The organism is Mycoplasmoides pirum ATCC 25960, from assembly GCF_000685905.1.
Lineage (GTDB): Bacteria > Bacillota_I > Bacilli_A > Mycoplasmatales > Mycoplasmoidaceae > Mycoplasmoides > Mycoplasmoides pirum.
The window spans coordinates 150,077-174,018 of record NZ_JMKZ01000002.1 but is presented as its reverse complement, the minus strand read 5'-3'; the positions used below and the strand labels follow the sequence as shown (position 1 = coordinate 174,018).

Below are 23,942 nucleotides of genomic sequence, written 5' to 3'. Positions count from 1 at the left end.
TTTATGAATTCTTTATTATCAAATGTTTTAGTTATTGATGTTGGCAATTCATATACAAAAATAGCAATTTTAAATGATAAGAAAAAAATTTTAAAAAAAATAACTTTACTTACAAAAAATATTAAATCTACTAATTATGTTAAAAAAATTATCAAAACTTATTTTAATAATAAACATTTAAGATATGGAATTTTAGGTAGTGTTGTTTTAGATAAAAATTTATTTTTTATTAATGCTTTTGAAAAAAATGAATTGAAATTGTATTTAATAAACAAAAAAACAAAATTTAATTTTGAATTTGATAAAAAAATTAAAGAAAAAGAAGTAGGCAATGATATTTTAGCTTTAGCAACATATTGTTCATATAAAGCAAAAAATGTTTTAGGTTTTTCTTTTGGAACTGCAACAGTTGCAATTTTATTAATAAATAATGTTTTTAAAGGTGCGAGTATTATTTCTGGATTAAAAATAAATGTTGAAAGTTTATTTTCTAGAACATATTTAATTAATAAAATACAATTTGATTTTAGAAAAAAAAATTTACTAGGTAATGATACAAGAACAGCTATTGAATCTGGATTATCCAATTTAAAAAATGGTTTTGTATCTTATTTATATGATTCAGTCAAATCTTTATATAAGTTTAAATGTAAAAATTTAATGTGTATTGTGTGTGGGCACGACATAAACAAGTTAAATGTTAATTTTAAATATATAAAAAATAATGATGCTATTTTGATTGGATATTTTTTAATTTTAAAAATAAACTTATAAAATTTGCTTAATTTGTATTAATTGATATAATTATTCCAATTTATGAAGTTAATTAAAATATATTCATAAAGTTTAAATTGTTTTGTTGAAAAAATGCTTTGTATTAAATTAATTAAATTACTTGAATTAAAAATAAATTAAATAAAAAACTTTAAATTCTAAAAAAGCAAACAATTAAAAGATTTGTTTTTTCAATAAATTTGATAATCATTTTATATAAGTAAATTTAAATACATTTTTATTGAGTTTTATAAGTAAAAACAAATAAAATTTTGTTTATAAATTTGGTTTTTTAATAAAAAAGTAATAAGTTCATTATTAAGTATGTTTGCTTTTTTATTTTTAAAAGTTTTTTGTTTTTTTAAATTTATTTAAAAAAGGAAAAATAATGCCAAAATTTTTAAAAAAATTATTGCCTGTTTTATTTATTGCATCATTTGTTTCAGTTTTTTCAATAGGAACAAATGTTTTAGTTAAACAATCAAATAATTCAACTAAATATTCTTTAATTAACAAAAACGATTCAAATAAAATTAATTCTGACCCTTTAAAAATAGAAAGTGATTATAGTAAAACACAATTAAATAATTCTTCATTTTTTACATTTAATGATAGCAAAGACACAATTACTGGTTTAACTGATTTAGGCAAAAAACAAAAAACATTAAGTATTCCTGAAAATGTTAAAATTATTGGCGAAAGTGTTTTTGATTGAAATAAAGTTATAAAAAATGTAATTTTAGCGCCGAACATAGAAAAAATTGATAAACTTGCTTTTAGAGGTTGTATTAATTTAAAACGTATAAATTTATTTGTAACTCATTTAAAAGAAATTGGTGACTATGCTTTTCAAGGTTGCAGTTCTTTAACATTTGTTAACTTTCCTAGTTCAATTGAAAAAATTGGATCATATGCTTTTTCCAATACTACAAATTTGCGAAATGTATACTTACAAGCAAATTCTAATATTCAGTATTCAAATAATGTTTTTGACAATTCGGGTTTGGAATCAATTGTTTTACCAGATAGTATGACAACAATACCAGAATCATTTTTAGAAGATTGTAAAATTTTGAAAACCGTTACTTTTCCGAAAAATCTTAAAAAAATAGGCCCAAGTGCTTTTCTTAATTGTAATTCTCTAATTCTTAAATTTACAAAAGATATGAAGATAGAATCATTTGGTGGTGACTCAAAAACATACAAAGGAGTAAAAAGAATTTTAGTTGATTCACAAGAACTTGTTGACAAATTGATTGTTTCAGGAGCTGAAAGAAATTCTATTGCTATTTCTAATAATGATTTGTATGTAATAGTCAATGAGAAAATGGTTGCGTTAACAGATTTAGGTAAAACAAAAGATACTATTACAATACCTAATAATATTAATTCAATAGAAGATGATGCATTTCTAGATCATTCTCCCAACTTATCTAAAGTAATAATTTACTCTGAAAAATTAATACTTCAAAACAATGCCTTAAAATCTCTTTCAGATAATGTTCAATATGATGTATATAATCAAGATGTTAAAGATGTTTTAATACAACATAATGTTAAACATGACAAAATAAATCTTTTAGTTTCAAAAGAAGAATTGGCAAAACAATCATTTAATTATAGTTTATTAGGAATTGTTTTGGGTTCAATTATTGCTTCAATCATATTGCTAGGTTTAGCTATTGGATTGCCTTTGAAAAAAATGCATAGAAAAACTAATTTGTTACATAAAAATACTCGCGAAATGTTTATTCATACAAATAAAAAAATAGATAATTTAACTGTTAGCATTGGAGCGGTGTTTAAAAAATTATCAAATAACTCCATTAAAAAACGTCCAACAATGTTAAAAGCTTCTAAACCTACAAATCCTAATGTTAAAAAAGTTGCACCCCCAACTAACTTAAAACACAACACACAAGTACAAGCTCCAATAAATAATGAACCTAAACAACCTTCTAGTTTTAAAAATACACAAAAACCAATTAATGTAAACAAATAATTTAATGAAATCAAAAAACCATTTAGCAAAAATGGTTTTTTTGATTTTTGATGACAATATATAAACATTTTAACGATAAGTAATTTTCATTATTTAAAAGTTTTAAATGTGCTATAATAATTACAAACTCATTGCTTGGCATTGGGTTTTTTTATTTTAAAACCAAAATTTAACAAAACAATATGCGTTCTAAATCAATTTTAATTTGTGAAGAATGTAACTCACGAAACTATTCAACAACCAAATCAAAATTAAAAACACAAAGACTTGAATTAAAAAAATATTGTTCAAAGTGTAATTTAAAAACCTTACACAAGGAGTCTCGCTAATGTCAAATAAAAATGATAATATCAAAGATGAACAAATTGATAATTCTGGTGTTCATGAACGTTCTCGTTTAAAACACACTGCTCTTTCTGAATATGAAGATCCAGATGTTATAAAAGTTCATAAAGAGTTAAAAGAACGTGTCAAAGAAAAAAGAAAAAAAGATAAAGAACAATCAAAATTAAATGATTTGCAATATCACAAGCATGAAAGACGTTCATTTAAATTTGTGATGAAACAATGATGATATGGAATGAATAAAGAATCGAAAAGAATTTCTTGACCATCACCTAGATATTTAATAACTAGTTTTTTAATTGTGGCATTGATAGTTTTAATATTAACAGCATTATTTTTTGGGGTTACAGAAATTTTTATTGCGTTAGGTATTTTAAATAGTTAAAGAATAGAGATTTATAAACATGTCAAAAAAAAATAAAAATATTCCAATACAGTGATTTATTACTACTTGCATAAATGGCAATGAAGATACTGTTATCAAAAATTTAAAAGCAAAAGTACAAGCAATGCATTTTGATGAATATATTGTAGATGCTAAAACTATCAAGAGACGTGAAGTTATAGAAGAAATTTTTGATGATAATAATCCCCAAAAATTACCGCCTAGAAATATGCGCAATTCTGCAAACATTTATTGAAAATTTTTAGGAGATGGTAAATATCTAAAAGTTAAAATAATAGATCGTAACAAGTTTCCTGGATACATTTATGTAAAAATGATTATGAATGACGATACATGGTTTGCTGTTCGTAATGCTCAAAATATTAGTGGTTTAGTGGGTTCATCTGGAAAAGGTGCAAAACCTATACCAATTACTTTTGATGAAGAAATGTTATTATCTGGTGAATCGTCTGACCCAGAATATAGAGCTATTGTTACACCAAATGCTATTATTGAAGTGCCTATTGATAAATTTGATGAAAACGGTAAGTTGATAGGTTTTGATAATGAGAATAATAAACCAAAAACTAAAATTCAAACTATAACAGATGTTAGCGATATCATTATTAAACCCATAGAAGATCCTACAACTGAAATAAATTCCATTTCTAAAAATTTAGATTTAAATGAAACATCTAAATTAATGCCAGAACAAAAAGTTTTAAGTAATAACGATAACATTAATTTTAATGAAAATTTTGAATTTAAAATTGGTCACACAGTTACTATATTAGTTGGAGATTATGAAAATATTGATGGTCAAATAATAGAACTTGATAACAATAAAAAAGAAGCAAAAATTTTAGTAGATTTTATGGGAAAAGAAACAACAGTTTTATTGCCCTATAATCAAATAAAATTAAAAGAATAATGTCAAAAAAAATTGCATTATTTCCAGGAAGTTTTGATCCTATACATATTGGGCACATTCATATTATTGAAAAAGCATCAAAATTATTTGATGAAGTAATAGTTTGTGTTTCTATAAATATTGATAAACAACAAAAAACATCACTTCACAAACGAAAAATTGAAGTACAAAAAATTATTAAAAGTTTAAATTTTAAAAATATAAAAGTTATTTTGTGATCAAAATATATTGTTGATGCTGCTAAAAAATATAAAGCTAAATATTTAATTTCAGGTGTTCGCAATATTAGAGACATGAAACAGCAATTATATAATGCTTCAGTAAATAAAGAATTAAATCCAGATTTAGAAACAATAGTTCTATTTAGTGATAATGTTTATAAATCGATTTCTTCTTCAGAAATAAAAAAGACTATTTTAAAACACAAAAATTTTTTTAAACAAAAAACTATTTAAAAAAATTTTTAACAAAAGGATTAATTATTTTTAAATCGTCAATTTTTGTTCATTCTTCATGACCCGGAAACATATAAAAATTTTTATTTTTAAAATTATTTATAAACTTTTTTAAACTTTGAGTCATTAATTTCTTATCTGAATATTCAAAATCAGTTCTTCCAATATCTACATCAAATATAAAATCCCCTGTAAAAACATAGTTATTTATTAAATAACACACACTTCCAGGTGTATGACCAGGTGTTTCTAAAATTTTTACATTAAAATTTTTTAATGGTAATTTCGGCATTTTTGCTTTAAAACTAACAAATTTTTTAAAAAGATTATCTTTTTCATCTAAAAACTCAAAATATTTAGTTTGATATTTTGTTTTTAATTCTAAATCTTTTTCATGAATATAAATTTTGCAATTGAAATGTTCTGCGACTTCAACACTTTGACCAACATGGTCGAAATGACCATGAGTAATTAAAATTACTATATGTTGAATTTTATTGTCTTTTAAAAACTTAATAACTTTTTTACCATTGAAACTAGGATCAATTATTATTGCTTCATTTTTATTTTTAATGATGTATGTATTATTTTTAATTTGATTATTAATTAGAACATATAAATCATCAAAAATTCATTGTTCTCTATAATCACATTTGTAAATTTCTTTTTCATCTTTTATTTTCATTGTAATTTTAGTTAATTTTTTAATTTTTATTTAATTATACTTTTTAAATTAATTAGTATGTTTTTAATGATTATTAGAAATATTTCAAAGTTAATTTATATAGTATAATTTATACAAAACATATAACAAATTTGTAAATATTTATTAAAACTCAAATAGATTGTTGGAAATTATCTTTTTATGGAAAAAAATTATATAAATCATGATAAAAAAACTACTATTGATACAAACAAAGTATTGTGAAATGAGTATCAAAATTTAAATAATATTCAAGTTAATTTAGTTGGATGAGTTAGAGCCAATCGCGAAAGTGGATCTATTGGTTTTATTTCTTTAAATGATGGTTCGACTTTAGAACATGTTCAAATAGTTTATAAAAAAGAAAATATTGAAAATTATGACGAATTAAAAAATCTTAGTTTGAGTGCTAGTATAAAAGTACAAGGGATTGTTGTTGTAACGCCTCAAGCTAAACAACCATTTGAAATTCGTGCCGAAAAAATTCAAGTATTAAAAAAATCAGATATAGATTATCCAATTCAAAAAAAGCATCATAGTAATGAGTTTTTACGTTCCATAGCTCACCTTAGAGGCCGAACAAATAAATTCTATAGCATTATGAAGATTCGTAGCGAATTAAGCAATTCAATATTTGAATTTTTCAAAAATAATGATTTTACATATATTCATTCTCCAATAATTACATCAAACGATAGTGAAGGAGCGGGTGAATTTTTTCAAGTTGATAGCCCATTTGAACATAATTTTTTTGGAAAAAAAGCTTTACTAACAGTTACAGGGCAAATGGCTGCTGAAGCATATGCTCAAGTGTATAAAAGAGTATTTACTTTTGGTCCAACGTTTCGAGCTGAAAAATCACACACAAATAGACATTTATCAGAATTTTGAATGTTAGAACCAGAAATGGCTTTCACATCATTAGATCAACTAATTAAGATAATGGAATTAATGATTAAACATTCAATTCTTTATTTAACAAATTATGCTAAAAGTGAATTGCAATATTGTAATGACAATATAAATAAAAATTTAATTTCTAATTTAAAATCTATTGTTTCAAATGATTTTGCAAAAATTGAATATAAAGAAGTAATTGAGCATTTAAAAATTGCTGTTTCAAAAGGTGTTAATTTTGAAAATAAAAACATTTATTTTGGAATGGATTTAGGAACTGAACATGAAAGATATATTTGTGAAAAGGTTTTTAATAGTCCTGTTTTTGTAATTAACTATCCAAAAGAAACAAAAGCATTTTACATGAAGCAAAATAATGATGGCATAACTGTTGCTGCAGTTGATTTATTAGTTCCGGGTGTTGGAGAATTATGTGGCGGTAGCCAACGTGAAGATAATTACCAAAAGTTAATGCAACGTTGTCGTGAGTTAAACATTGATATTTCTTCTATTCAATGATATTTAGATTTAAGAAAATATGGTTATTATGCTTCTAGTGGTTTTGGATTAGGTTTTGATCGATTAGTTATGTATTTAACTGGAATTGATAATATTCGTGATGCAATTCCATTCCCACGTGTTCACGGTCAATTAGATTTTTAGTCTTACATGAAAAAAACCAATATACCAAATTTATTAACAATATTTAGAATTATTTTATTTGTACCAATTATTTTATTAATTTCATTGCAAACAAATATTTTTTATGAATTTAATTTTTTATTTATAAATTCACAAATAAGTTTAAAAATCTCTATAGGTTTTTTTGTTGCGGGAATTTTATTTATAATTTCTTCAATTTCAGATTGACTTGATGGATATTTAGCAAGAAAATGAAATGTAATATCTGATTGAGGAAAAATGTGAGATCCTATTGCGGATAAAATTTTAATTAATTCATTGTTAATTGCTTTTGCCGCTCAAGGTATTGTGCATTTTTCTTTAGTAATTATTTTTATTGTGCGAGATATTTTAATGGATGGATTTAGAATGTTTGCATTGAATAAAAATATAATTATTTCTGCTAACATTTTTGGAAAATTAAAAACAATATTTCAAATGTTGAGTTGTATTTTATCATTGTTTTTTTTTACTTTTTCCATTAATAATAATTTAAATATTGATAAGCAACTTTGATTTTGATTAATCCAAATGTTACCTTATTGAATTGCTATTTTATTTAGTATTATTTCTTGTTGAATTTATTTTAAAAAAGTAACAAAATTAATAAATTCTAAAAACACAACTAAATAAATATAAAATATATCTATATGTTCATTTATTAAATATTAGAGATTTTTGAGTATTATGAAGGATTATAAAGATTTTATAATTGATAAATTAATTAAAAATAAATACACATTATCAACAGCAGAATCAGTTACTGGTGGAATGATTGCTTCAACATTAGTTGGAGCTCCTAATGCTTCATCTGTGTATAAAGGTGGAGTTATTACATATACATCAGAGATGAAGAAAAAATTATTAAATGTTAAAGATGCAACTATTAGAGAACACGGTGTAATATCATCAGAAGTTGCAAAAGAAATGGCAATAGGAGCAATAAAGAATTTTAATTCTGATATTTCCATAAGTGTAACAGGAATTGCTGGTCCAACTAACACCGAAAATAAACCAGTGGGTCTATATTATTTTTGTATTGTTATCATAGATCGTGCTTATGAATATGAAGGTAGAATTGAAAAAAGTGAAGTTGACAAATGATTAGCAACTTCGGGCGAATCTGAACATGAAATTAATGATTCTGTAGTCCGCAGTGTTTATCGAAAATTAATGACAATGAAAATTGTTGAGCAATTATTTAAATTACTTATTAAACAAAATGATTAATTTGAATATTGTTGAAAATATTAAAGGATTTATATAAAAAATTATGGATAAAAAAATTAAATCAATTTTTAATGATTCATCTAATAACATGTGATCTTTTGAAGATTATAAGGTTAATGATGATATCAAATTTAAAATTCTTTGTTATTTTCTAGACAAAAAAATATTGATTGGTTACATGTTTGCAAATGATCTTGTTTTTTTTGAAAAAATTATTTATCAATTGTTGCAAAATCAAAAACCAAATAATTTTGTGGATTTTTATTATATCTATGTTACTAATGAAAAAATTTTAGATGAAGTGAAAGATATTATTACTAATTTGCCACTTCCAAAAGATGACATTAAAAATATAGGTTTATTTTATTATGATTCAACTAATGATGAAGTGATTGAAATTATTCCTTCAGTTCAAAACGACAGTTATTTATATAAAAATTATATTAAACCAACAGAAATCAAAAAATTAGAAATTATCAAAAACGTTACTCAAAAAGAAAATGATTTTTTACCATCTAATTTAAATAATGTTTCTGATGATAAAAATGATTTTGAATTAAATGAATTTAAAATTGACGAAAATCCATTAATAGAATCTTTTAACGATTACAATGAATCTTTAAATGTTACTCAAGAATTATTAAATGATTTTCAAGAAAATATAACATGAGATATAGATAATTTAAGTGAATCACAATTAGTAGAGGACGAATCCTCTTTGGATAACAATGATTTACATAACGATTTACTTGAAAAATCAGATTATTTTAGAACTCTAGATGAAATTACTAAAAATTTATCTGATGAAGATGTATTAAGCGGAACAAAAGAGATATTAGATTATTTAAACGATAAAATTGATTAAAGGAATAAATACAATATGAAATATTTACTTATTGGTGGTGCTGGTTATATTGGATCAAATGTAGCTCATCTTTTAGCACAAAATAAAAAAAATCAAATTTTAGTTTTTGATGATTTATCAACAGGAACAAAAAAGGCCTTACCTAAATCTGTTAAATTTATGCAAGGTTCACAATTAGATTATAAAAAATTAACTTTAGCAGTTAAGAAAATTAAACCTGATGTGATTATGCATTTTGCTGCAAAAATAATTGTATCTGAATCAGTTTCTAAACCTTTAGAATATTACAAAAACAATGTTGGTGGATTAATAAATATTTTAGAAGTAATGAAAGAAAATAAAATAAAAAAAATTATTTTTTCTTCAACAGCAGCAGTATATGGCAATCCTGAAAAATTACCTATTTTTGAAGATGATGTTAAAAATCCAATTAATCCTTATGGTTCTAGTAAATTAACTTGTGAATTTTTATTGAAAGCTGCAGAACATGCTTATGGTATTAAATCTGTTATTTTGCGATATTTTAATGTTGCAGGCGCTAGTGATGACTATAAATTAGGTATATTTAATAAAAAAACTACTTTATTGATTCCGCGTTTAGTTATGTCTTATTTAAACAACAATGAATTTAAAATTTTTGGTAATGATTATAAGGATACTAAAGATGGAACTTGTTTGCGAGATTTTATCCATGTTGTTGATTTAGCTAATGCTCATTTATTGGCAGTTAATTATTTAAATGATATTAAAAATAAAACTATTGCTGTTAATTTAGGTTCAAACAAAGGATACACAGTTAAAGAATGTTTGACTATGTTAGAAAAAATAACTAAAAGTCCTTTAAAAAATGTAAAAATTTGTCCAAGAAGACAAGGGGATCCTTCAAAACTAATCACATCCAATATTCTAGCTAAAAAGTTTTTAAAATGAATTCCTCAAAAAACTTTAAAAGATATGATTCAATCTGATTTAATGTTTAGAACTAAAAATAAAATATTTTAATTTGATTTAGTTAAATTATTTTTTCATTTTTTTAGCAATGATTTTAGCAATAGAATAAAATCCAAACAAAGTACCTGGAAAAAATAAAAAGTACATACCAAAAATTATAGGTCAAGCAATTGATGGATTATCTTTAGTGTTTGTTGCTATGCCATATATTGAATATGTTTCATTACCATTATTAAATACAAAAGGGATAGTTGAAAGATAAATAAGATAAATTGTAGGATAAATCATTCCAAAACTTAAAATTCTTATAAATCTTCTAAGTCTTATTTTTTGCGGTTCAAAAACAAATTTTAAAATTCCACAAATGATAAAAAGCACAGGACAAATAAGATGTGTTCAAACACTTATAAAAATGTCAAGCGGATTTCCTGAATAACCATTATTTAAAAAAGTTAATATAAAGTTATATCCAAAAAATGTAAAAAATATGTAAGTTAATACACAAATTAAAAAACTATCTGTTTTTAGAAATTGATGCTTTGGCAAAAAAACATAAAAAAAACTAAAAATTAACAATAATATATTGCTTTGTCATGTAAATTTATCAATAACAATTCAAGGATTATCTGCTGGTGTATTTTGTATCAAACCAGTAATAATTTGATAAATAAACAAGCCAAAAGCAATTAGGAAAAAATAAAAAGCTCCAAAAAAAATTCATCTAGTTTTAGAAAAATTTTTAAAGTAATTTATAAAAATACTTGAATCATAACAAAATTTCTTTTTAAAAATCATAGAAATTTAAGTCCTCGTATTAAGATTTTAACTAATCAATTAATTAAAAAAGTCAATTTAAATTGTTAGAATATTATAAATATTTATATCTAAATATTTTATATACTTTGAATTTAAGGTTTTATTTTTAGCATGTATATAATTATTCAGCATCCTTTAATTAAAGACAAATTAACTAAAATGAGAGATAAAAATACAAAATCAAAAGATTTTAGAGATTTGTTAAAAGAAATTACTGCATTAATGATGTATGAAGTTGCAAAGTCATTTCCTTTAAAAAAAGTAAATATTAATACACCGATTTCAAAAACAATTGGTTATCAATTAAAAAATGATTTAGTTTTAGTTCCAATTTTAAGAGCTGGATTAGGTATGGTTGATGGGATTAGTCAAATTGTTCCAGCTGCAAAAATTGGTCATATTGGTTTATATCGAGATGAAAAAACATTAATTCCTAAGGAATATTACACAAAATTTCCCAAAAACATAAATAAAGCAGATGTATTATTGCTTGATCCTATGTTAGCTACTGGTAATTCTTTAAGCAAGGCAATTGATGCTATTAAAAAAACTAAACCAAGATCAATTCGTTATGTTGGGTTAGTTGGTAGTCCTGAAGGATTAAAAAAAATTAGTAATACACATCCTGATGTTGAAATATATTTAGCATCTTTAGATACAAAATTAAATGAAAAAGGATATATAACTCCAGGCTTGGGCGATGCAGGCGATCGCCTATTTGGAACTAAATAATTTAAAAATAATCATGAAAAAAATATTTAATATTAAAAAATGAATGTTATTAGTAATTGCTACTTTTTTTGCATTACTAGCTGTTTTAGTTTCATCGTGTTCTTTGTTTTTATTCCCTAAACCTTTTTATGATAAAAACCATTCTCACGATATTCCAACTTCTGGTTCATATAAACAAATTTACGATTTAGAATATTCATTTTTAATTATTAATTCTGATTCAAAAGCCATTTCAGGAACGGGATGATTGTTTGATTTTAAAGAAGAAAATAATAAATTAACTGCTTATTTTGGCACAAACTTACATGTTGCTGATTCTTTAAGAAATTTAGAACAATACCCAAACTTATTATGACCTCACACACAAGAATTTTATTTAGGCAAAACATTAATTAATTATCCGCCGCCACCAAAAGATTTTGATGTCACATATAAAAAATTATCTTCAATACCAAAAACGCAATTTGTAGCAACTAATTTTATGCCTAACAAAAACACAACAAATTATTATGTTGATTTTGCTGTTTTTTCAATGGAATTTTATCTTACTGATTGAGTATATACTAATTGAATTTTACAGTCTATTAATTCTTTAAAAACATTAATGGAAAATGTTCCAGAATCATCATATGTTGATAAACTTTTTAAGAAAATAAATTATTCAAGATTAAGTAGTGATCAAGCATTTATAGCTGGTTACCCTTATTATGATTCAGTCAAATCACAATTTTTGGATAATAAATATCCTATTTCTGGTGGTTCTAAATGAACTCTTAATCAGCCACCTGGAATTTCATCTTTTGAAAAGGGTCAAGATTTTGATTATAAAAGATTAGCATATCAATATGGTTTTCCTGTTGATAATAATGGTTTTTATGCCCCGAATAATTTAAATTGATCTTTAACATATCACAACGAAAAATTTTTTCAAAATAGTCGTGGATATGTGATTAATAATTCAAATTTAGCTGGCGGTTCATCAGGAAGTTTGATTATGAATCAAAATAAAGAAATAGTAGGTATATATTTTGGGACATTTAGTTATAAAGATCCATCAACAAATGTTGAACAAGAATCCCCGTTCGGTTTAGGTCAACCATTAAGATTTAATGATTCAATAAATAATATTAGTTATGATTTGATAGCTGGTGATAGTTCAATATCAAATTCTTATAAGACATCTTTAAACAACACTATTACTTGAATGTTTAATGATCAGTACATGAAGAACAACTAATTTTTTCATTTGTATTTATTAAAAACGTGTGATAACATTTAATAATAAAATTAATAACCCATAAAATATAAATTAAATTGTATGCATTGATCAGTACATGAAGAACAACTTGAAGGGCGAATTATATTAGGTGCATTTATTACAGTTGCACTTATTGGTTTGGTTTTGTTTATAACTCATATCAAAAGAAATCATAAACAAAAAAACTGATTCATACCTATAGGTTTAAAAACACCTTTATATCAAAGTAGATATCATTTATGAAAAAGTGATTACCCAATATGAATGGTATTGTCTATATTAGCACTTATTTATTGATTTGGGGGTTACTTAGTTGTTAATTTAATTCAACTAGCTCAATTTAATCAAGCAATGTCTCTTGCACAATCTCATGGCGGAATTGTTTATGAATGAGATCCAAATAAAATTATTTTAAATGGCGATCACGGAGCATTTAATGCAAAATTTGCAGATGGTTCTGAATTACCAAATGGTGCTACGACATTAATGCCATTTGTAATGAAACAAACAAACGTTACATTCTATTTATTTAATGTAATGAATAATACTATTTGTGGAACAAATATGGAAAATTTTAATACTCCATTTTTAGCATTACCAAATCCTTTGGATCCTTTTTTATTAAATACAATAAAAGGCATCAAAGTTTTGAATTTTAAAGATAAAGCCGCACCAGATTTTGTTAATACTGTTCTTAATGGATTAGATTCCCAAAATTTTCAATATATTAATAGTCAAATGACATTATGAGTTCATTCGTTTGTTTATAGCAATATTCTTTTCACGCCCCTTTGTCAATTTTTATCATTTGCTTTCCCGTTATCAATAGCTTTGTCTTATAAGAAAGATGTCGCTTCCTTATTTGCGCCTTGAGCTTTTTTAGGAGGGTCTATTACAATTTATGGTGGAATTGTTGCCGATGAAAATATTCATGCAACATGACAATTAATTTTCTTTGATCAACAATTGTTTTTTGGATATCATGCGTTTTTAATGATAGGTGGCTTATCATGAATGTTTTATTGTAATCGTTGTAACCTACTTCGCTTTTTCTATACATATGTTTTGATAGCATCATATGTTGCATATGTTTGAATTGTTACAAGAGTATTTAATGTTCATTATTTCACAACCGGTTTAACTAGATTAGATTATTCAATCGGTGGATCATATATTATTGTTTCTTTAATTCTAGAATATACAAATATTGTTTTTCCCGGAAATGCTGCAATTATGATTTTTGTATTTACATCAATAATTAATATTGTTATTATAATTAAAAATTGAATTCACACTAAATTTTGAAAAAAACGAATTGAAAATTATGATGAAACTTTTGTAAATGATGTTAAATTTGTTTTTAATTTTGTTTCTAGAAAAATACAAAAATGGGTAAAACATGGTAAGTAAAGAATTAACTAAATTGTTAAATAAAGAATTGAAACGTCAGCAATCTCACATTGAATTAATTGCTTCAGAAAATTTTGTATCTGAAGATGTATTAAAAGTAATGGGTTCAATTTTAACAAATAAATATGCAGAAGGTTTTCCTGGGAAAAGATATTATGCTGGTTGTGAATTTATTGACCAAATAGAATCATTAGCTATTGAAACATTAAAAAAAATATTTAATGCTAAATATGCAGATGTTCAACCAGCATCTGGTTCTATAGCAAATGCAATTGTTTATTTAGCTTTATTAAAACCCAATGATAAAGTTTTAGCAATGGGTTTAAATGAGGGTGGACATTTAACTCATGGATCTAATGTTAATTTTTCAGGAAAAATTTATAATTTCCATCACTATGGAGTTAATCCAAAAACTCAAACTTTAGATTACGATGCAATTTTAGAACAAGCAATAAAAATAAAACCCAAATTAATTGTTTGTGGTGCATCAAATTATTCTAGAAAAATTGATTTTAAAAAATTTTCTGAAATTGCAAAAAAAGTTAATGCATATTTAATGGCTGATGTTGCACATATTGCGGGTTTAATTGTTGCCAAAGAACATATGAATCCCTTGCCTTATTGTGATGTTGTAACTTCAACTACTCATAAAACATTAAGAGGACCTAGAGGCGGAATAATTATGAGTAATAATGAAGCAATATTCTCTAAATTAAAATCTGCTTCATTTCCTGGTACACAAGGCGGTCCTTTAGAACATATTATTGCTGCAAAATTAGTAGCATTTCAAGAAGCAAGTAAACCTGCATTCAAAACTTATATTAAACAAGTTGTAAAAAATTCTAAAACATTTGCTGAAGTATTTAAATCAAATGGTTACAATGTTGTTGCAAATGGAACTGACAATCATTTATTATCAATTGATGTTTTCAAAAAAAATAAAATTACAGGCGACCAAGTTGAAAATTGATTAATGGAAGCTAGTATTATTGTTAATAAGAATACTATACCATATGATACAAACACTCCTAACAAACCATCTGGTATTAGATTAGGAACTGCAGCTATGACAACTCGTGGTTTTAAAGAAAAAGATTTTGCTGAAATAGCCAATTGAATTATTGAAATAATTAATAGTAATGGAAACATGAAAATTATTAATAAAATCAAAAAATTGGTTGCATTAAAAATTAAAAAATTTCCTATCTATCAAAAATTAAAATATTAAATTTATTATTTTTTTAATCTCTATTAAATAATGTTAATTTTTGTTTGTTAATGAACAGAATTAACATATTTTTTTTGTTTTGTAATTTTTATGTTAAAATCTTACAGCATTTGTGTTTTTTATTTTTTGATACACCAATAGCAGTTGTTAAAAAAATAAGTCAAAATTTTATTAATTAAAAATAGGGGCTAAAATGTATGCAAGAACTACGCATAAAATTAAATTCATATGATAGCCGCCTTTTAGACCGTTCTACAAAAAAAATTATTGAAATTGTAAAAGAAACTGGTTCTAAAATAAGTGGCCCTGTTCCGCTGCCAACTAAAAAGTTAGTTGTAACTATTATTCGTTCTCCCCATGTTGACAAATCATCACGAGAACAATTTGAACGTCGTACTCATAGAAGATTAATTATTTTAAAAGACATTAATAAACAAACACTTGAAAATTTAAAAAGAATTAAATTGCCAGCAGGTGTTGAATTACGAATTAGTAATTAGATATTAAGTGTTTTAAATTTAATGGAGATAATCTATGAAAGGTATTTTTGGTACTAAAATAGGAATGACTCAAATTTTTGAAAAAAATGGTCGATTAATTCCTGTAACAATTCTTCATGTTGAAGAAAATCAAGTTGTGTCTATAAAAACAAAAGAAAAAGATGGATATGATGCAACTTTATTAGGTTTTAAAAAAGTGGATGCAAAAAAATTAAATAATCCTCAAAAAGGTTTATTTAAAAAAACAAACGTAGAACCTAGAAAAGTATTGCAAGAAATTCGGGGAATGACTGGATATTCAATTGGACAAGTTTTAAAAGTTGATGAATTATTTCAACAAGGACAATGTATTGATGTTCAAGGAACAACTAAAGGTCATGGTTTCACTGGAGCTATTAAGCGTTGAAATTTTAAGATCGGTCCTTTAGGTCATGGTGCTGGTTATCCTCATCGTTTTCAAGGTTCAGTTCAAACAGGTCGTGGTGGCTCACAAGCACAACGCGTTTTTAAAGGTAAAAAAATGTCTGGACATTATGGTCATGATATTTGCACAATTCAAAATCTATCAATTGTTGCTTTTAAACCTGAAGAAAATTTAGTTTTGGTTAGTGGTGCTGTTCCTGGTCCATCAGGACAAATGGTTAGAATCACAATTTCTAAAAAACATCCTAATAAGATTTATACATATGATATAGCAAATATAAGTAGTGAAAAAACTAAATCTAATTCTAAAGTAGAAGAAGTTAATTCAAATTCATCAGCGGAGGAAAATGTCAATGAGTAAAATTCAAATATTTGATATCAATGGTGCTCCAACTAGTGAAATTGAAATTAATGAAAAATTAATTGTAAATAAAGAATACACTCAAGCTATTTTTGATTCAGTTATTGCTGAAAGATCTAGTCGTCGCCAAGGAACTCATTCAACATTACAAAAAGGCGAAGTTAGTGGTGGTGGTAAAAAACCATATCAACAAAAACATACAGGTAGAGCACGTCAAGGTTCGATTCGTAATCCTCATTATGTTGGTGGTGGTATTGTTTTTGGACCAAAACCAAATCGAAATTATTTGCTTAAAGTAAATAAAAAAGTTAGTCAATTAGCTTTTTGTTCTGCTCTAACTCAACAATTAAATAAAAATTTAATTAAAGGTTTATCAGATGATGTAAATCCAGATTCATATTCTTCAAAAGCATTAAATAATTTAATTAATAAAATAACTGGGTTAAATGGTTCAAAAGTTTTAGTTGTTTTGGGAAACGAAAATAAGATTTTATCTAAATCATCATCTAATTTAAAAAATGTTACATTAAAAAAATGAAATCAAGTATCAACTGAAGATATGCTTAATGCTCGAATGGTAATTGTTCAACCTAGCGCTTTAAGTCAATGAGCAGAAAGGATGAATTAGTTATGGATTTAACAACAGTTTTAATTAAGCCAATATTAACTGAAAAAACTTATTTTGAATCTTTAGGAAATAAGAAAAAATATTCATTTCAAATTGATTTAAGAGCTAATAAAACTTTAGTAAAGCAAGCATTTACTACAATTTATGGCGTTACACCATTAAGTGTTAATATTAAAATTCGAAAATCTGTAAAAACCAAAACAGGAACTGCAAAACCTGGTTATACGAAAACTAAGAAAATAGCAATCATAACTTTGCCACCAGGGATTGAAATTTTAGTTACAGGCGAAAAACCTGAAGCTGAAAAAAATGCAAAGACTAATTCAAAGGAATAGTTTATTATGCCAGTAAAAAAAATAGTTAACCGTTCTAATAGTGGTATTCATCATGCTACGGTAATTGATTACAAATCTCATTTAACAACTAATAAACCTGAGAAATCTTTATTAACAAAAAAATCTAAACATAGTGGTCGAAATAATCAAGGAAAAATTACAGTTCGACACCATGGTGGTGGACATAAACGAAAATATAGAATAATTGATTTTAAACGCAATTTGTATGACAACAAAATTGGAACAATTAAAACAATAGAATATGATCCAAACCGTACTGCATTCATTAGTTTAGTAACTTATGAAAACGGAGCTAAAACTTATATTATTACTCCAAATGATATCAAATTAGGAGATAAAATTGTCTCAAGTGAAAAAGCAGTAGATATCATTCCAGGGAATTGTATGCCTCTTGAATACATTCCTGAAGGTACAATGGTTCATAATATTGAATTTACTCCAAAGCGTGGAGGACAAGTTGCAAGAAGCGCTGGTTCATATGGACAAATCTTAGGTTCTGATGAAACAGGGAAATACATTATTTTGAAACTTAACTCAGGTGAAATGCGTAAATTTTTAAAACAATGTCGAGCAACTATAGGTATTGTTTCTAATCCAGATCATAATTTAGTTGTTATTGGTAAAGCTGGACGTAATCGCCACCGAGGAATTAGACCAACAGTTCGTGGTTCAGCTATGAACCCTAATGATCACCCACATGGTGGTGGTGAAGGACGTAGTCCAGTTGGTCGTGATGCCCCACGAACACCATGAGGTAAAAGACACATGGGTGTAAAAACTCGCAATAATAAAAAATCTTCAAGTAATTTAATCATTCGTAACAAATAGTAAAAAAGGAAAATTATGTCTCGTAGTTCTAAAAAAGGTGCATTTGTTGAAGCAAGTTTATTAAAAAAAGTTGTAGCTATGAATGCTAGTGAAAAGAAAAAACCAATCAAAACTTGATCACGCCGTAGCACAATTTTTCCTGAATTTGTTGGAAATACATTTAGTGTTCACAATGGTAAAAATTTTATTAATGTATATGTTACAGAAGATATGGTTGGTCATAAATTGGGTGAATTTGCACCAACACGTTCATTCAAACAACACACATCTAATCGTTAGAAATTGAAAGGTAAAATACAATGATTGCAAAAGCGAAACAAAATCGAGTTCGTATTTCTCCACAAAAAGCACGTTTAGTTTGCCAATTAATAGCTAACAAACCTATTAATGAAGCACAAACTATTTTGAGCAACACAGACAAAAAGGGTGCGCGTATTCTATTAAAATTATTAAATGGTGTAATTAGTAATGCCACTAATAATCATGCAATGAAAGCTGATCAATTGTATGTTTTTGAAGCATTAGCTAATCAAGGACCAGTTATTAAAAGAACATTACCCCGTGCCAAAGGAAGTGCTGATGTGATAAGAAAACGTTCAACAAATTTTGTCTTAACACTTTCTGATGATAAAAATGAAAGAAAAGTTTTAGTTAATAAACAAAAAGAAAAAGTTGCAAAACGCACTGCTGGACAAAAACAAGCAAAAGGAGCACAAAAGTAAGATTATGGGTCAAAAAGTAAATTCAAACGGTTTACGTTATGGTATTAATAAAAATTGACAATCACGTTGAGTTGCTAAAAATAATGAGCAATGTGGTGATTGATTAATTCAAGATGAAAAAATTCGTAAATTTTTATTGACTAAATATCATGATGCTCACATTAGTAATATTGAAATAGAACGCACGCAAAAAACTATAGATGTCTTTGTTTATGCAACTCAAGTAGTTTTAGTTGTTGGAAATAAAGGTTCATCAATTCAATATATTGTTAAAGAAATTAATAAGATTGTTGGTCGCAATATAAAAGTTGATGTAACAGTGAGTGAAATTGGTAACCCCGCTTTATCTGCTCGTTTAATTGCTAGAGAAATTGCTGATAATATTCAAAATCGTGTTCCTTTACGTTCAGCAATGCGCATGGCCTTAAAGAAAGTTTTATCAGCTGGTGGTTTAGGAATTAAAGTCTTAGTATCAGGTCGTTTGAATGGTGCTGAAATTGCTCGCGATAAAATGTATATTGAAGGTAATGTACCTTTATCAACATTGAGAGCAGATATTGATTATTCATTAGAAGAAGCTCATATGTCATATGGTGTAATTGGTGTTAAAGTTTGAATTAATCGCGGCGAAATTTTTGGCAAAGATTTAAAACGTAAATCAACACATTTACAACGCAATAATAAAACTAGTGGAAGCAATAACAAAAAAACTAAATCCAATTATAAATCAGAAAGATCTCAAGTTATCGAATCTTCAGATATTTTGGGTGATCCTATTTCAAAAAAGGATGATAAATAATTATGTTACAACCAAAACGAACAAAATATCGTAAGCCTCACAATGTTAGTTATGAGGGTAATGCCAAAGGTAATACATATGTTGCTTTTGGTGAATATGGATTAATGGCTACATCAGGTTCATGAATTGATACAAGATCAATTGAATCAGCTCGTATTGCTATTAGTAAATACATTGGAAAAACAGGTAAAATGTGAATTCGTATTTTTCCACATATGTCAAAAACTAAAAAACCTTTAGAAGTTCGTATGGGTTCTGGTAAAGGTAGTCCAGAATTTTGAGTTGCAGTTGTTAAAAAAGGAACAGTAATGTTTGAAATAGCTGGCTTACCTGTTGAACAAATGAAAGAAGCTTTAACGCGAGCTGGACATAAATTACCTGTAACATGAAAAATTGTTTCACGTGAAGGAGCGCAATAATATGAATAAAGAATTACGTGCTAAAACTGATCAAGAATTAATTGATTTAGTAATTCGTTTAAAAGGACAATTATTGCAATATCGTTTTAAACAAGCTCATGGTGAATTAGAAAAACATCATTTAATCAAACAAACTAAAAGATTATTAGCAAGAATTTATACTATCCTTACTGAACGTCAAGTTAAAGTTAATATAGCAACCAAATTAAATAGTTTATCAATAAATCAAAATAAAGAAACTAAAGATTCAGCTAAAGAAGCTAAAATTAAAATGCAAAAAGAAAAAGCAGAAAAAGCTAAAAAATCACTAAAACAACGTGAAGAAAATAAAAAGAAAGTTGCTGCAATTCAAGCTGAAAAACCAAAAACTGAAAAACCTAAAAAAGTTGTTAAGAAAACAACAAAAGCAAAGCTTAAAACTAAACTTAAAGCAAAACCTAAATCTAAAAAAACAACAAATAAATTATCTTCAAGAACACGTAGGAAAGGTGCTTAGACAATGGAAAGAAATCGTCGTAAAACTTTAATTGGAAAAGTTGTTAGTGACAAAATGAAACTAACAGCAACAGTTGAAGTTGAATTAAAAACTAAGCATCCTTTGTATCACAAATTAGTAATTAAACATAAACGTTACCATGCACATAATGATTTAGCTGAACCAGCAAAAGTTGGTGATCGAGTAGAAATTATGGAAACTCGTCCTTTATCAGCAACAAAGCGATGAAGAATTAGCAATATTGTGGAACGTGCTAAATAGGAGAAATAGTTATGGTTCAATTTATGAGTCGTTTAAATGTTGCTGATAATAGTGGGGCACGTGAAGTAGGAATTATTAAAGTATTAGGCGGATCACGTCGTCGTTATGCAAGCATAGGTGATATTGTAGTTGTTTCAGTAAAAAATGCAATCCCTACTGGAATGGTACGTAAAGGGCAAGTTGTAAAAGCTGTTATTGTTAGAACAGTTAAAGGAAATCAACGTGCAGATGGAACTCATGTAAGTTTTGATGACAATGCATGCGTAATCATTAAAGATGATTTAAGTCCAAGAGGAACACGGGTATTTGGTCCAGTTGCCCGCGAATTAAGAGAAAAAGGTTTTGTCAAAATTACTTCATTAGCTACTGAAGTTGTTTAGAAAGGAAATAGCAATGCAACGAATTAGAAAAGGCGATCAAGTTATTGTTATTAGTGGCAAAAATCGCGGTGCAGCAGGTATTGTTTTAAAAATTTTAAACAAAAAAGATGCAGCAATTGTTGAAGGCTTGAATAAGGTTAAAAAACACCAAAAAGGTGATGACCGAGGAACTAAAAAAAGCGAAATTGTAGAGCAAGAAGCACCGATTAAATTATGCCAATTAGCATTAATTGATACAAAAGAAAAAAAACAAGCACCAACTAAAGTTAAATATATTATTGATTCAAAAACAAATAAAAAAATCCGCGTATCACGAAAAACACAAAACCCATTGGGTGGTGGTAAATAATGGCAAGTCAATTACAAGAAAAGTATTTAAAAGAAATTCGCCCTGAATTACAAAAAAAATTTAATTTATCTTCAGTAATGCAAATTCCAAAAATTGAAAAAATTGTAATCAATATGGGAATTGGTGATGCAGTTAAAGATGCAAAATTACTTGAATCAGGTGTTAAAGAATTAACTCTAATTACAGGACAAAAACCAGCTATTACTAAAGCAAAAAATTCAATTGCTACTTTTAAATTAAGAATGGGTCAATCAATTGGATGTAAAGTAACTTTACGTGGTGAAAGAATGTGATCTTTTTTGGAACGATTAATTAATATTGCATTACCACGTGTTCGTGACTTTAGGGGTCTATCTCCAAAGAGTATTGATAATGGTGGCAACTATACAATTGGAATTAAAGAGCAAATTGTTTTTCCAGAAATTGTGTATGATGACATCAAAAAAGTTCGTGGATTTGATGTTACATTAGTTACATCTACAAAAGATAAAGCTCAAGCATTGCAATTATTAAGATTATTAGGATTACCACTAATTAAACCAAAGGAACAACAATAATTTATGGCAAAAACAGCATTAAAACAAAAACAATTAAGACATCCAAAATTTGCTGTCCGTGCGTATACACGATGTAAACGTTGCGGACGCCCAAAAGCTGTATATCGTAAATTCGGTGTTTGTCGTTTATGCTTTAGAGATTTAGCATATGCTGGTGTAATTCCAGGAATTAAAAAGGCGTCATGATAGGAAAGGAGATTTGTAATGTCACATATTGATCCAATTGCTGATTTATTAACAAAAATTAATAATGCAAATAGAGCAAAAATTGAAGATGTAAAATTGCAATCTTCCAAGCTTAAAATAGCAATTCTTGAAATTTTAGTTAAAGAAGGTTATTTAAAGCATTATGAATTGTTTGAAAATAAAAACAAAACTAAAGCTTTTGTTAAAGTTAAATTAAAATTTGATGAAAATAGAATTGCTACAATTCATGGTGTTAGACAAATTTCTAAACCTGGTTTAAGAGTATATGTTCCTTATGAAAAATTACCAAAAGTTTTGAATGGTTTAGGAATTGCTATTATCTCTACTAGTGAAGGACTAATGACTGATAAATTAGCAAGATCTAAAAAAATTGGCGGCGAAGTTCTCGCTTATATTTGATAGGAGGTAACATTAATGTCTCGAATTGGCAACCGCATTATTCCTGTTCCTAATGGAGTAAATATTACTTTAGCAAACAATGTAATTAATGTTAAAGGTCCGTTAGGGCAACTTGATATTAAATTACCTGAAAAAACTAATTTATTACAAGTTAAAGTTGAAAACAACACTGCTCAAGTAACAAGAACTAATGAATTAAAACAAACTAAAATGCTTCATGGAACTTATAATGCCTTATTAAGAAATGCAATTATTGGAGTAACAGAAGGATTTACAAAACAACTTCAATTAGTTGGTGTTGGATATAAAGCAAATTTAAAAGATCCTACTACTTTGAATTTAGCTTTAGGTTATTCACATCCTATCGATATAAAAATTCCTAAAGAATTGAAAGTAACTGTTGACAAAAATACTTTAATTAATATCACAGGTGTAGATAAACAATTAGTTGGTGAATTTGCAATTCAAATTCGAAAATGACGATTACCTGAACCTTATAAAGGTAAAGGTGTGTTGTATGTTGGTGAACAAATTATCCGTAAAGCAGGTAAGACTGCAGAAGGTAAAAAATAATAAGGGTTGAAAGGTAAAAAT

The 23,942-nt window shown here is 26.2% G+C and carries 33 protein-coding genes and 1 pseudogene; 32 read left to right on the top strand and 2 right to left on the bottom strand.

All coding sequences use genetic code 4. The features are described 5' to 3' along the window. The first annotated feature begins 3 nt into the window (after nucleotides 1–3). From T397_RS0103425 to coaD, 6 genes are all read left to right on the top strand, one after another. Entirely contained in the window at nucleotides 4–774 is a 771-nt protein-coding gene (locus T397_RS0103425) for a type III pantothenate kinase (RefSeq protein ID WP_027124235.1), read from the top strand. A gap of 388 nt (nucleotides 775–1,162) precedes the next feature. After that, entirely contained in the window at nucleotides 1,163–2,776 is a 1,614-nt protein-coding gene (locus T397_RS04265; protein ID WP_027124234.1) for a leucine-rich repeat domain-containing protein, read from the top strand. 182 nt (nucleotides 2,777–2,958) lie between these two features. Beyond that, nucleotides 2,959–3,105: a 50S ribosomal protein L33 gene (gene rpmG / locus T397_RS04340; RefSeq protein ID WP_081794321.1), complete on the top strand. Its 147-nt coding sequence runs from the start codon at nucleotides 2,959–2,961 to the stop codon at nucleotides 3,103–3,105. Next, nucleotides 3,105–3,506: a preprotein translocase subunit SecE gene (gene secE, locus T397_RS04085; protein WP_052663119.1), complete on the top strand. Its 402-nt coding sequence runs from the start codon at nucleotides 3,105–3,107 to the stop codon at nucleotides 3,504–3,506. The genes rpmG and secE overlap by 1 nt, the downstream gene beginning before the upstream one ends. 19 nt (nucleotides 3,507–3,525) lie before the next feature. Continuing rightward, nucleotides 3,526–4,437: a transcription termination/antitermination protein NusG gene (gene nusG / locus T397_RS0103410; protein WP_027124233.1), complete on the top strand. Its 912-nt coding sequence runs from the start codon at nucleotides 3,526–3,528 to the stop codon at nucleotides 4,435–4,437. After that, nucleotides 4,437–4,892 carry a pantetheine-phosphate adenylyltransferase gene (gene coaD, locus T397_RS0103405; RefSeq protein ID WP_027124232.1) on the top strand — a complete coding sequence of 152 codons (456 nt, stop codon included), beginning with the start codon at nucleotides 4,437–4,439 and terminating at the stop codon, nucleotides 4,890–4,892. The genes nusG and coaD overlap by 1 nt, the downstream gene beginning before the upstream one ends. On the opposite strand, the gene T397_RS0103400 is transcribed toward coaD, so the two are convergent. Next, nucleotides 4,885–5,577 (bottom strand): MBL fold metallo-hydrolase, encoded by a 693-nt coding sequence (locus tag T397_RS0103400; protein ID WP_027124231.1) that lies wholly within the window; start codon nucleotides 5,575–5,577, stop codon nucleotides 4,885–4,887. The two genes, coaD and T397_RS0103400, sit on opposite strands and share 8 nt — an antisense overlap. Before the next feature lie 180 nt (nucleotides 5,578–5,757). On the opposite strand from T397_RS0103400, the gene asnS reads away from it, so the two are divergent. The 5 genes from asnS to galE are packed head-to-tail and all read left to right on the top strand — an operon-like array spanning nucleotide 5,758 to nucleotide 10,270. After that, a complete protein-coding gene (gene asnS / locus T397_RS0103395) occupies nucleotides 5,758–7,155 on the top strand; it encodes an asparagine--tRNA ligase (protein WP_052663118.1) in 1,398 nt (465 codons plus the stop codon). Between the two features lie 6 nt (nucleotides 7,156–7,161). After that, nucleotides 7,162–7,806: a CDP-diacylglycerol--glycerol-3-phosphate 3-phosphatidyltransferase gene (gene pgsA / locus T397_RS0103390; protein ID WP_052663117.1), complete on the top strand. Its 645-nt coding sequence runs from the start codon at nucleotides 7,162–7,164 to the stop codon at nucleotides 7,804–7,806. 54 nt (nucleotides 7,807–7,860) lie between these two features. Beyond that, nucleotides 7,861–8,403, top strand: coding sequence for a CinA family protein (locus T397_RS0103385; RefSeq protein WP_027124228.1), 543 nt, complete (start codon nucleotides 7,861–7,863; stop codon nucleotides 8,401–8,403). Between the two features lie 43 nt (nucleotides 8,404–8,446). Continuing rightward, nucleotides 8,447–9,268, top strand: a complete 822-nt coding sequence (locus T397_RS0103380; protein WP_027124227.1) for a hypothetical protein — start codon at nucleotides 8,447–8,449, stop codon at nucleotides 9,266–9,268. 15 nt (nucleotides 9,269–9,283) lie between these two features. After that, nucleotides 9,284–10,270: a UDP-glucose 4-epimerase GalE gene (gene galE / locus T397_RS0103375; RefSeq protein WP_027124226.1), complete on the top strand. Its 987-nt coding sequence runs from the start codon at nucleotides 9,284–9,286 to the stop codon at nucleotides 10,268–10,270. Nucleotides 10,271–10,285: 15 nt separating this feature from the next. On the opposite strand, the gene T397_RS04080 is transcribed toward galE, so the two are convergent. Continuing rightward, nucleotides 10,286–11,014, bottom strand: coding sequence for a DUF1600 domain-containing protein (locus tag T397_RS04080; RefSeq protein WP_052663116.1), 729 nt, complete (start codon nucleotides 11,012–11,014; stop codon nucleotides 10,286–10,288). Between the two features lie 132 nt (nucleotides 11,015–11,146). Here T397_RS04080 and upp point away from each other — a divergent pair, with 132 nt between their 5' ends. The 21 genes and pseudogenes from upp to rplF all read left to right on the top strand — a co-directional run bounded on the left by upp (nucleotide 11,147) and on the right by rplF (nucleotide 23,921). Then, a complete protein-coding gene (gene upp, locus T397_RS0103365) occupies nucleotides 11,147–11,767 on the top strand; it encodes a uracil phosphoribosyltransferase (protein ID WP_027124225.1) in 621 nt (206 codons plus the stop codon). A 13-nt stretch (nucleotides 11,768–11,780) separates the two neighbouring features. Beyond that, on the top strand, nucleotides 11,781–13,004 hold the full coding sequence (locus T397_RS0103360; protein WP_027124290.1) for a DUF31 family putative serine protease: 1,224 nt from the start codon (nucleotides 11,781–11,783) through the stop codon (nucleotides 13,002–13,004). 81 nt (nucleotides 13,005–13,085) lie between these two features. Beyond that, on the top strand, nucleotides 13,086–14,435 hold the full coding sequence (locus tag T397_RS0103355; protein ID WP_027124223.1) for a DUF5378 family protein: 1,350 nt from the start codon (nucleotides 13,086–13,088) through the stop codon (nucleotides 14,433–14,435). Continuing rightward, on the top strand, nucleotides 14,425–15,663 hold the full coding sequence (glyA, locus tag T397_RS0103350) for a serine hydroxymethyltransferase (protein WP_027124222.1): 1,239 nt from the start codon (nucleotides 14,425–14,427) through the stop codon (nucleotides 15,661–15,663). The genes T397_RS0103355 and glyA overlap by 11 nt, the downstream gene beginning before the upstream one ends. 197 nt (nucleotides 15,664–15,860) lie before the next feature. Further along, nucleotides 15,861–16,163 (top strand): 30S ribosomal protein S10, encoded by a 303-nt coding sequence (gene rpsJ, locus T397_RS0103345; protein WP_027124221.1) that lies wholly within the window; start codon nucleotides 15,861–15,863, stop codon nucleotides 16,161–16,163. A 34-nt stretch (nucleotides 16,164–16,197) separates the two neighbouring features. Beyond that, nucleotides 16,198–16,947, top strand: a complete 750-nt coding sequence (gene rplC / locus T397_RS04365; RefSeq protein WP_027124220.1) for a 50S ribosomal protein L3 — start codon at nucleotides 16,198–16,200, stop codon at nucleotides 16,945–16,947. Continuing rightward, nucleotides 16,940–17,575 (top strand): 50S ribosomal protein L4, encoded by a 636-nt coding sequence (gene rplD / locus T397_RS04360; protein ID WP_027124219.1) that lies wholly within the window; start codon nucleotides 16,940–16,942, stop codon nucleotides 17,573–17,575. The genes rplC and rplD overlap by 8 nt, the downstream gene beginning before the upstream one ends. Nucleotides 17,576–17,577: 2 nt before the next feature. Continuing rightward, nucleotides 17,578–17,910, top strand: a complete 333-nt coding sequence (gene rplW / locus T397_RS0103330) for a 50S ribosomal protein L23 (protein WP_027124218.1) — start codon at nucleotides 17,578–17,580, stop codon at nucleotides 17,908–17,910. A 6-nt stretch (nucleotides 17,911–17,916) separates the two neighbouring features. Next, on the top strand, nucleotides 17,917–18,759 hold the full coding sequence (rplB, locus tag T397_RS0103325) for a 50S ribosomal protein L2 (protein WP_027124217.1): 843 nt from the start codon (nucleotides 17,917–17,919) through the stop codon (nucleotides 18,757–18,759). A 15-nt stretch (nucleotides 18,760–18,774) separates the two neighbouring features. Further along, on the top strand, nucleotides 18,775–19,038 hold the full coding sequence (rpsS, locus tag T397_RS0103320; protein WP_027124216.1) for a 30S ribosomal protein S19: 264 nt from the start codon (nucleotides 18,775–18,777) through the stop codon (nucleotides 19,036–19,038). Nucleotides 19,039–19,058: 20 nt separating this feature from the next. Further along, nucleotides 19,059–19,481 (top strand): 50S ribosomal protein L22, encoded by a 423-nt coding sequence (rplV, locus tag T397_RS0103315; RefSeq protein ID WP_027124215.1) that lies wholly within the window; start codon nucleotides 19,059–19,061, stop codon nucleotides 19,479–19,481. 4 nt (nucleotides 19,482–19,485) lie between these two features. Continuing rightward, entirely contained in the window at nucleotides 19,486–20,280 is a 795-nt protein-coding gene (gene rpsC, locus T397_RS04075; RefSeq protein ID WP_052663115.1) for a 30S ribosomal protein S3, read from the top strand. A gap of 2 nt (nucleotides 20,281–20,282) precedes the next feature. After that, nucleotides 20,283–20,699: a 50S ribosomal protein L16 gene (rplP, locus tag T397_RS0103305; RefSeq protein WP_027124214.1), complete on the top strand. Its 417-nt coding sequence runs from the start codon at nucleotides 20,283–20,285 to the stop codon at nucleotides 20,697–20,699. A 1-nt stretch (nucleotide 20,700) separates the two neighbouring features. Then, a pseudogene (gene rpmC / locus T397_RS04455) lies at nucleotides 20,701–20,877 on the top strand (50S ribosomal protein L29); the annotation flags it as partial. A gap of 321 nt (nucleotides 20,878–21,198) precedes the next feature. Further along, a complete protein-coding gene (rpsQ, locus tag T397_RS0103295; RefSeq protein ID WP_027124212.1) occupies nucleotides 21,199–21,456 on the top strand; it encodes a 30S ribosomal protein S17 in 258 nt (85 codons plus the stop codon). A gap of 11 nt (nucleotides 21,457–21,467) precedes the next feature. Next, the gene (gene rplN, locus T397_RS0103290) at nucleotides 21,468–21,836 is read left to right on the top strand and encodes a 50S ribosomal protein L14 (protein ID WP_027124211.1); all 369 of its coding nucleotides are present in this window, start codon (nucleotides 21,468–21,470) and stop codon (nucleotides 21,834–21,836) included. A 13-nt stretch (nucleotides 21,837–21,849) separates the two neighbouring features. Next, nucleotides 21,850–22,185 (top strand): 50S ribosomal protein L24, encoded by a 336-nt coding sequence (gene rplX, locus T397_RS0103285; protein ID WP_027124210.1) that lies wholly within the window; start codon nucleotides 21,850–21,852, stop codon nucleotides 22,183–22,185. Then, nucleotides 22,185–22,742, top strand: a complete 558-nt coding sequence (rplE, locus tag T397_RS0103280) for a 50S ribosomal protein L5 (RefSeq protein ID WP_027124209.1) — start codon at nucleotides 22,185–22,187, stop codon at nucleotides 22,740–22,742. The genes rplX and rplE overlap by 1 nt, the downstream gene beginning before the upstream one ends. A gap of 3 nt (nucleotides 22,743–22,745) precedes the next feature. Continuing rightward, the gene (locus tag T397_RS0103275; RefSeq protein ID WP_027124208.1) at nucleotides 22,746–22,931 is read left to right on the top strand and encodes a type Z 30S ribosomal protein S14; all 186 of its coding nucleotides are present in this window, start codon (nucleotides 22,746–22,748) and stop codon (nucleotides 22,929–22,931) included. A gap of 15 nt (nucleotides 22,932–22,946) precedes the next feature. Continuing rightward, complete coding sequence (gene rpsH, locus T397_RS0103270) at nucleotides 22,947–23,351, top strand: 30S ribosomal protein S8 (protein ID WP_027124207.1); 405 nt, start codon at nucleotides 22,947–22,949, stop codon at nucleotides 23,349–23,351. Nucleotides 23,352–23,363: 12 nt separating this feature from the next. Next, a complete protein-coding gene (rplF, locus tag T397_RS0103265) occupies nucleotides 23,364–23,921 on the top strand; it encodes a 50S ribosomal protein L6 (protein ID WP_027124206.1) in 558 nt (185 codons plus the stop codon). Nucleotides 23,922–23,942 lie beyond the last annotated feature (21 nt).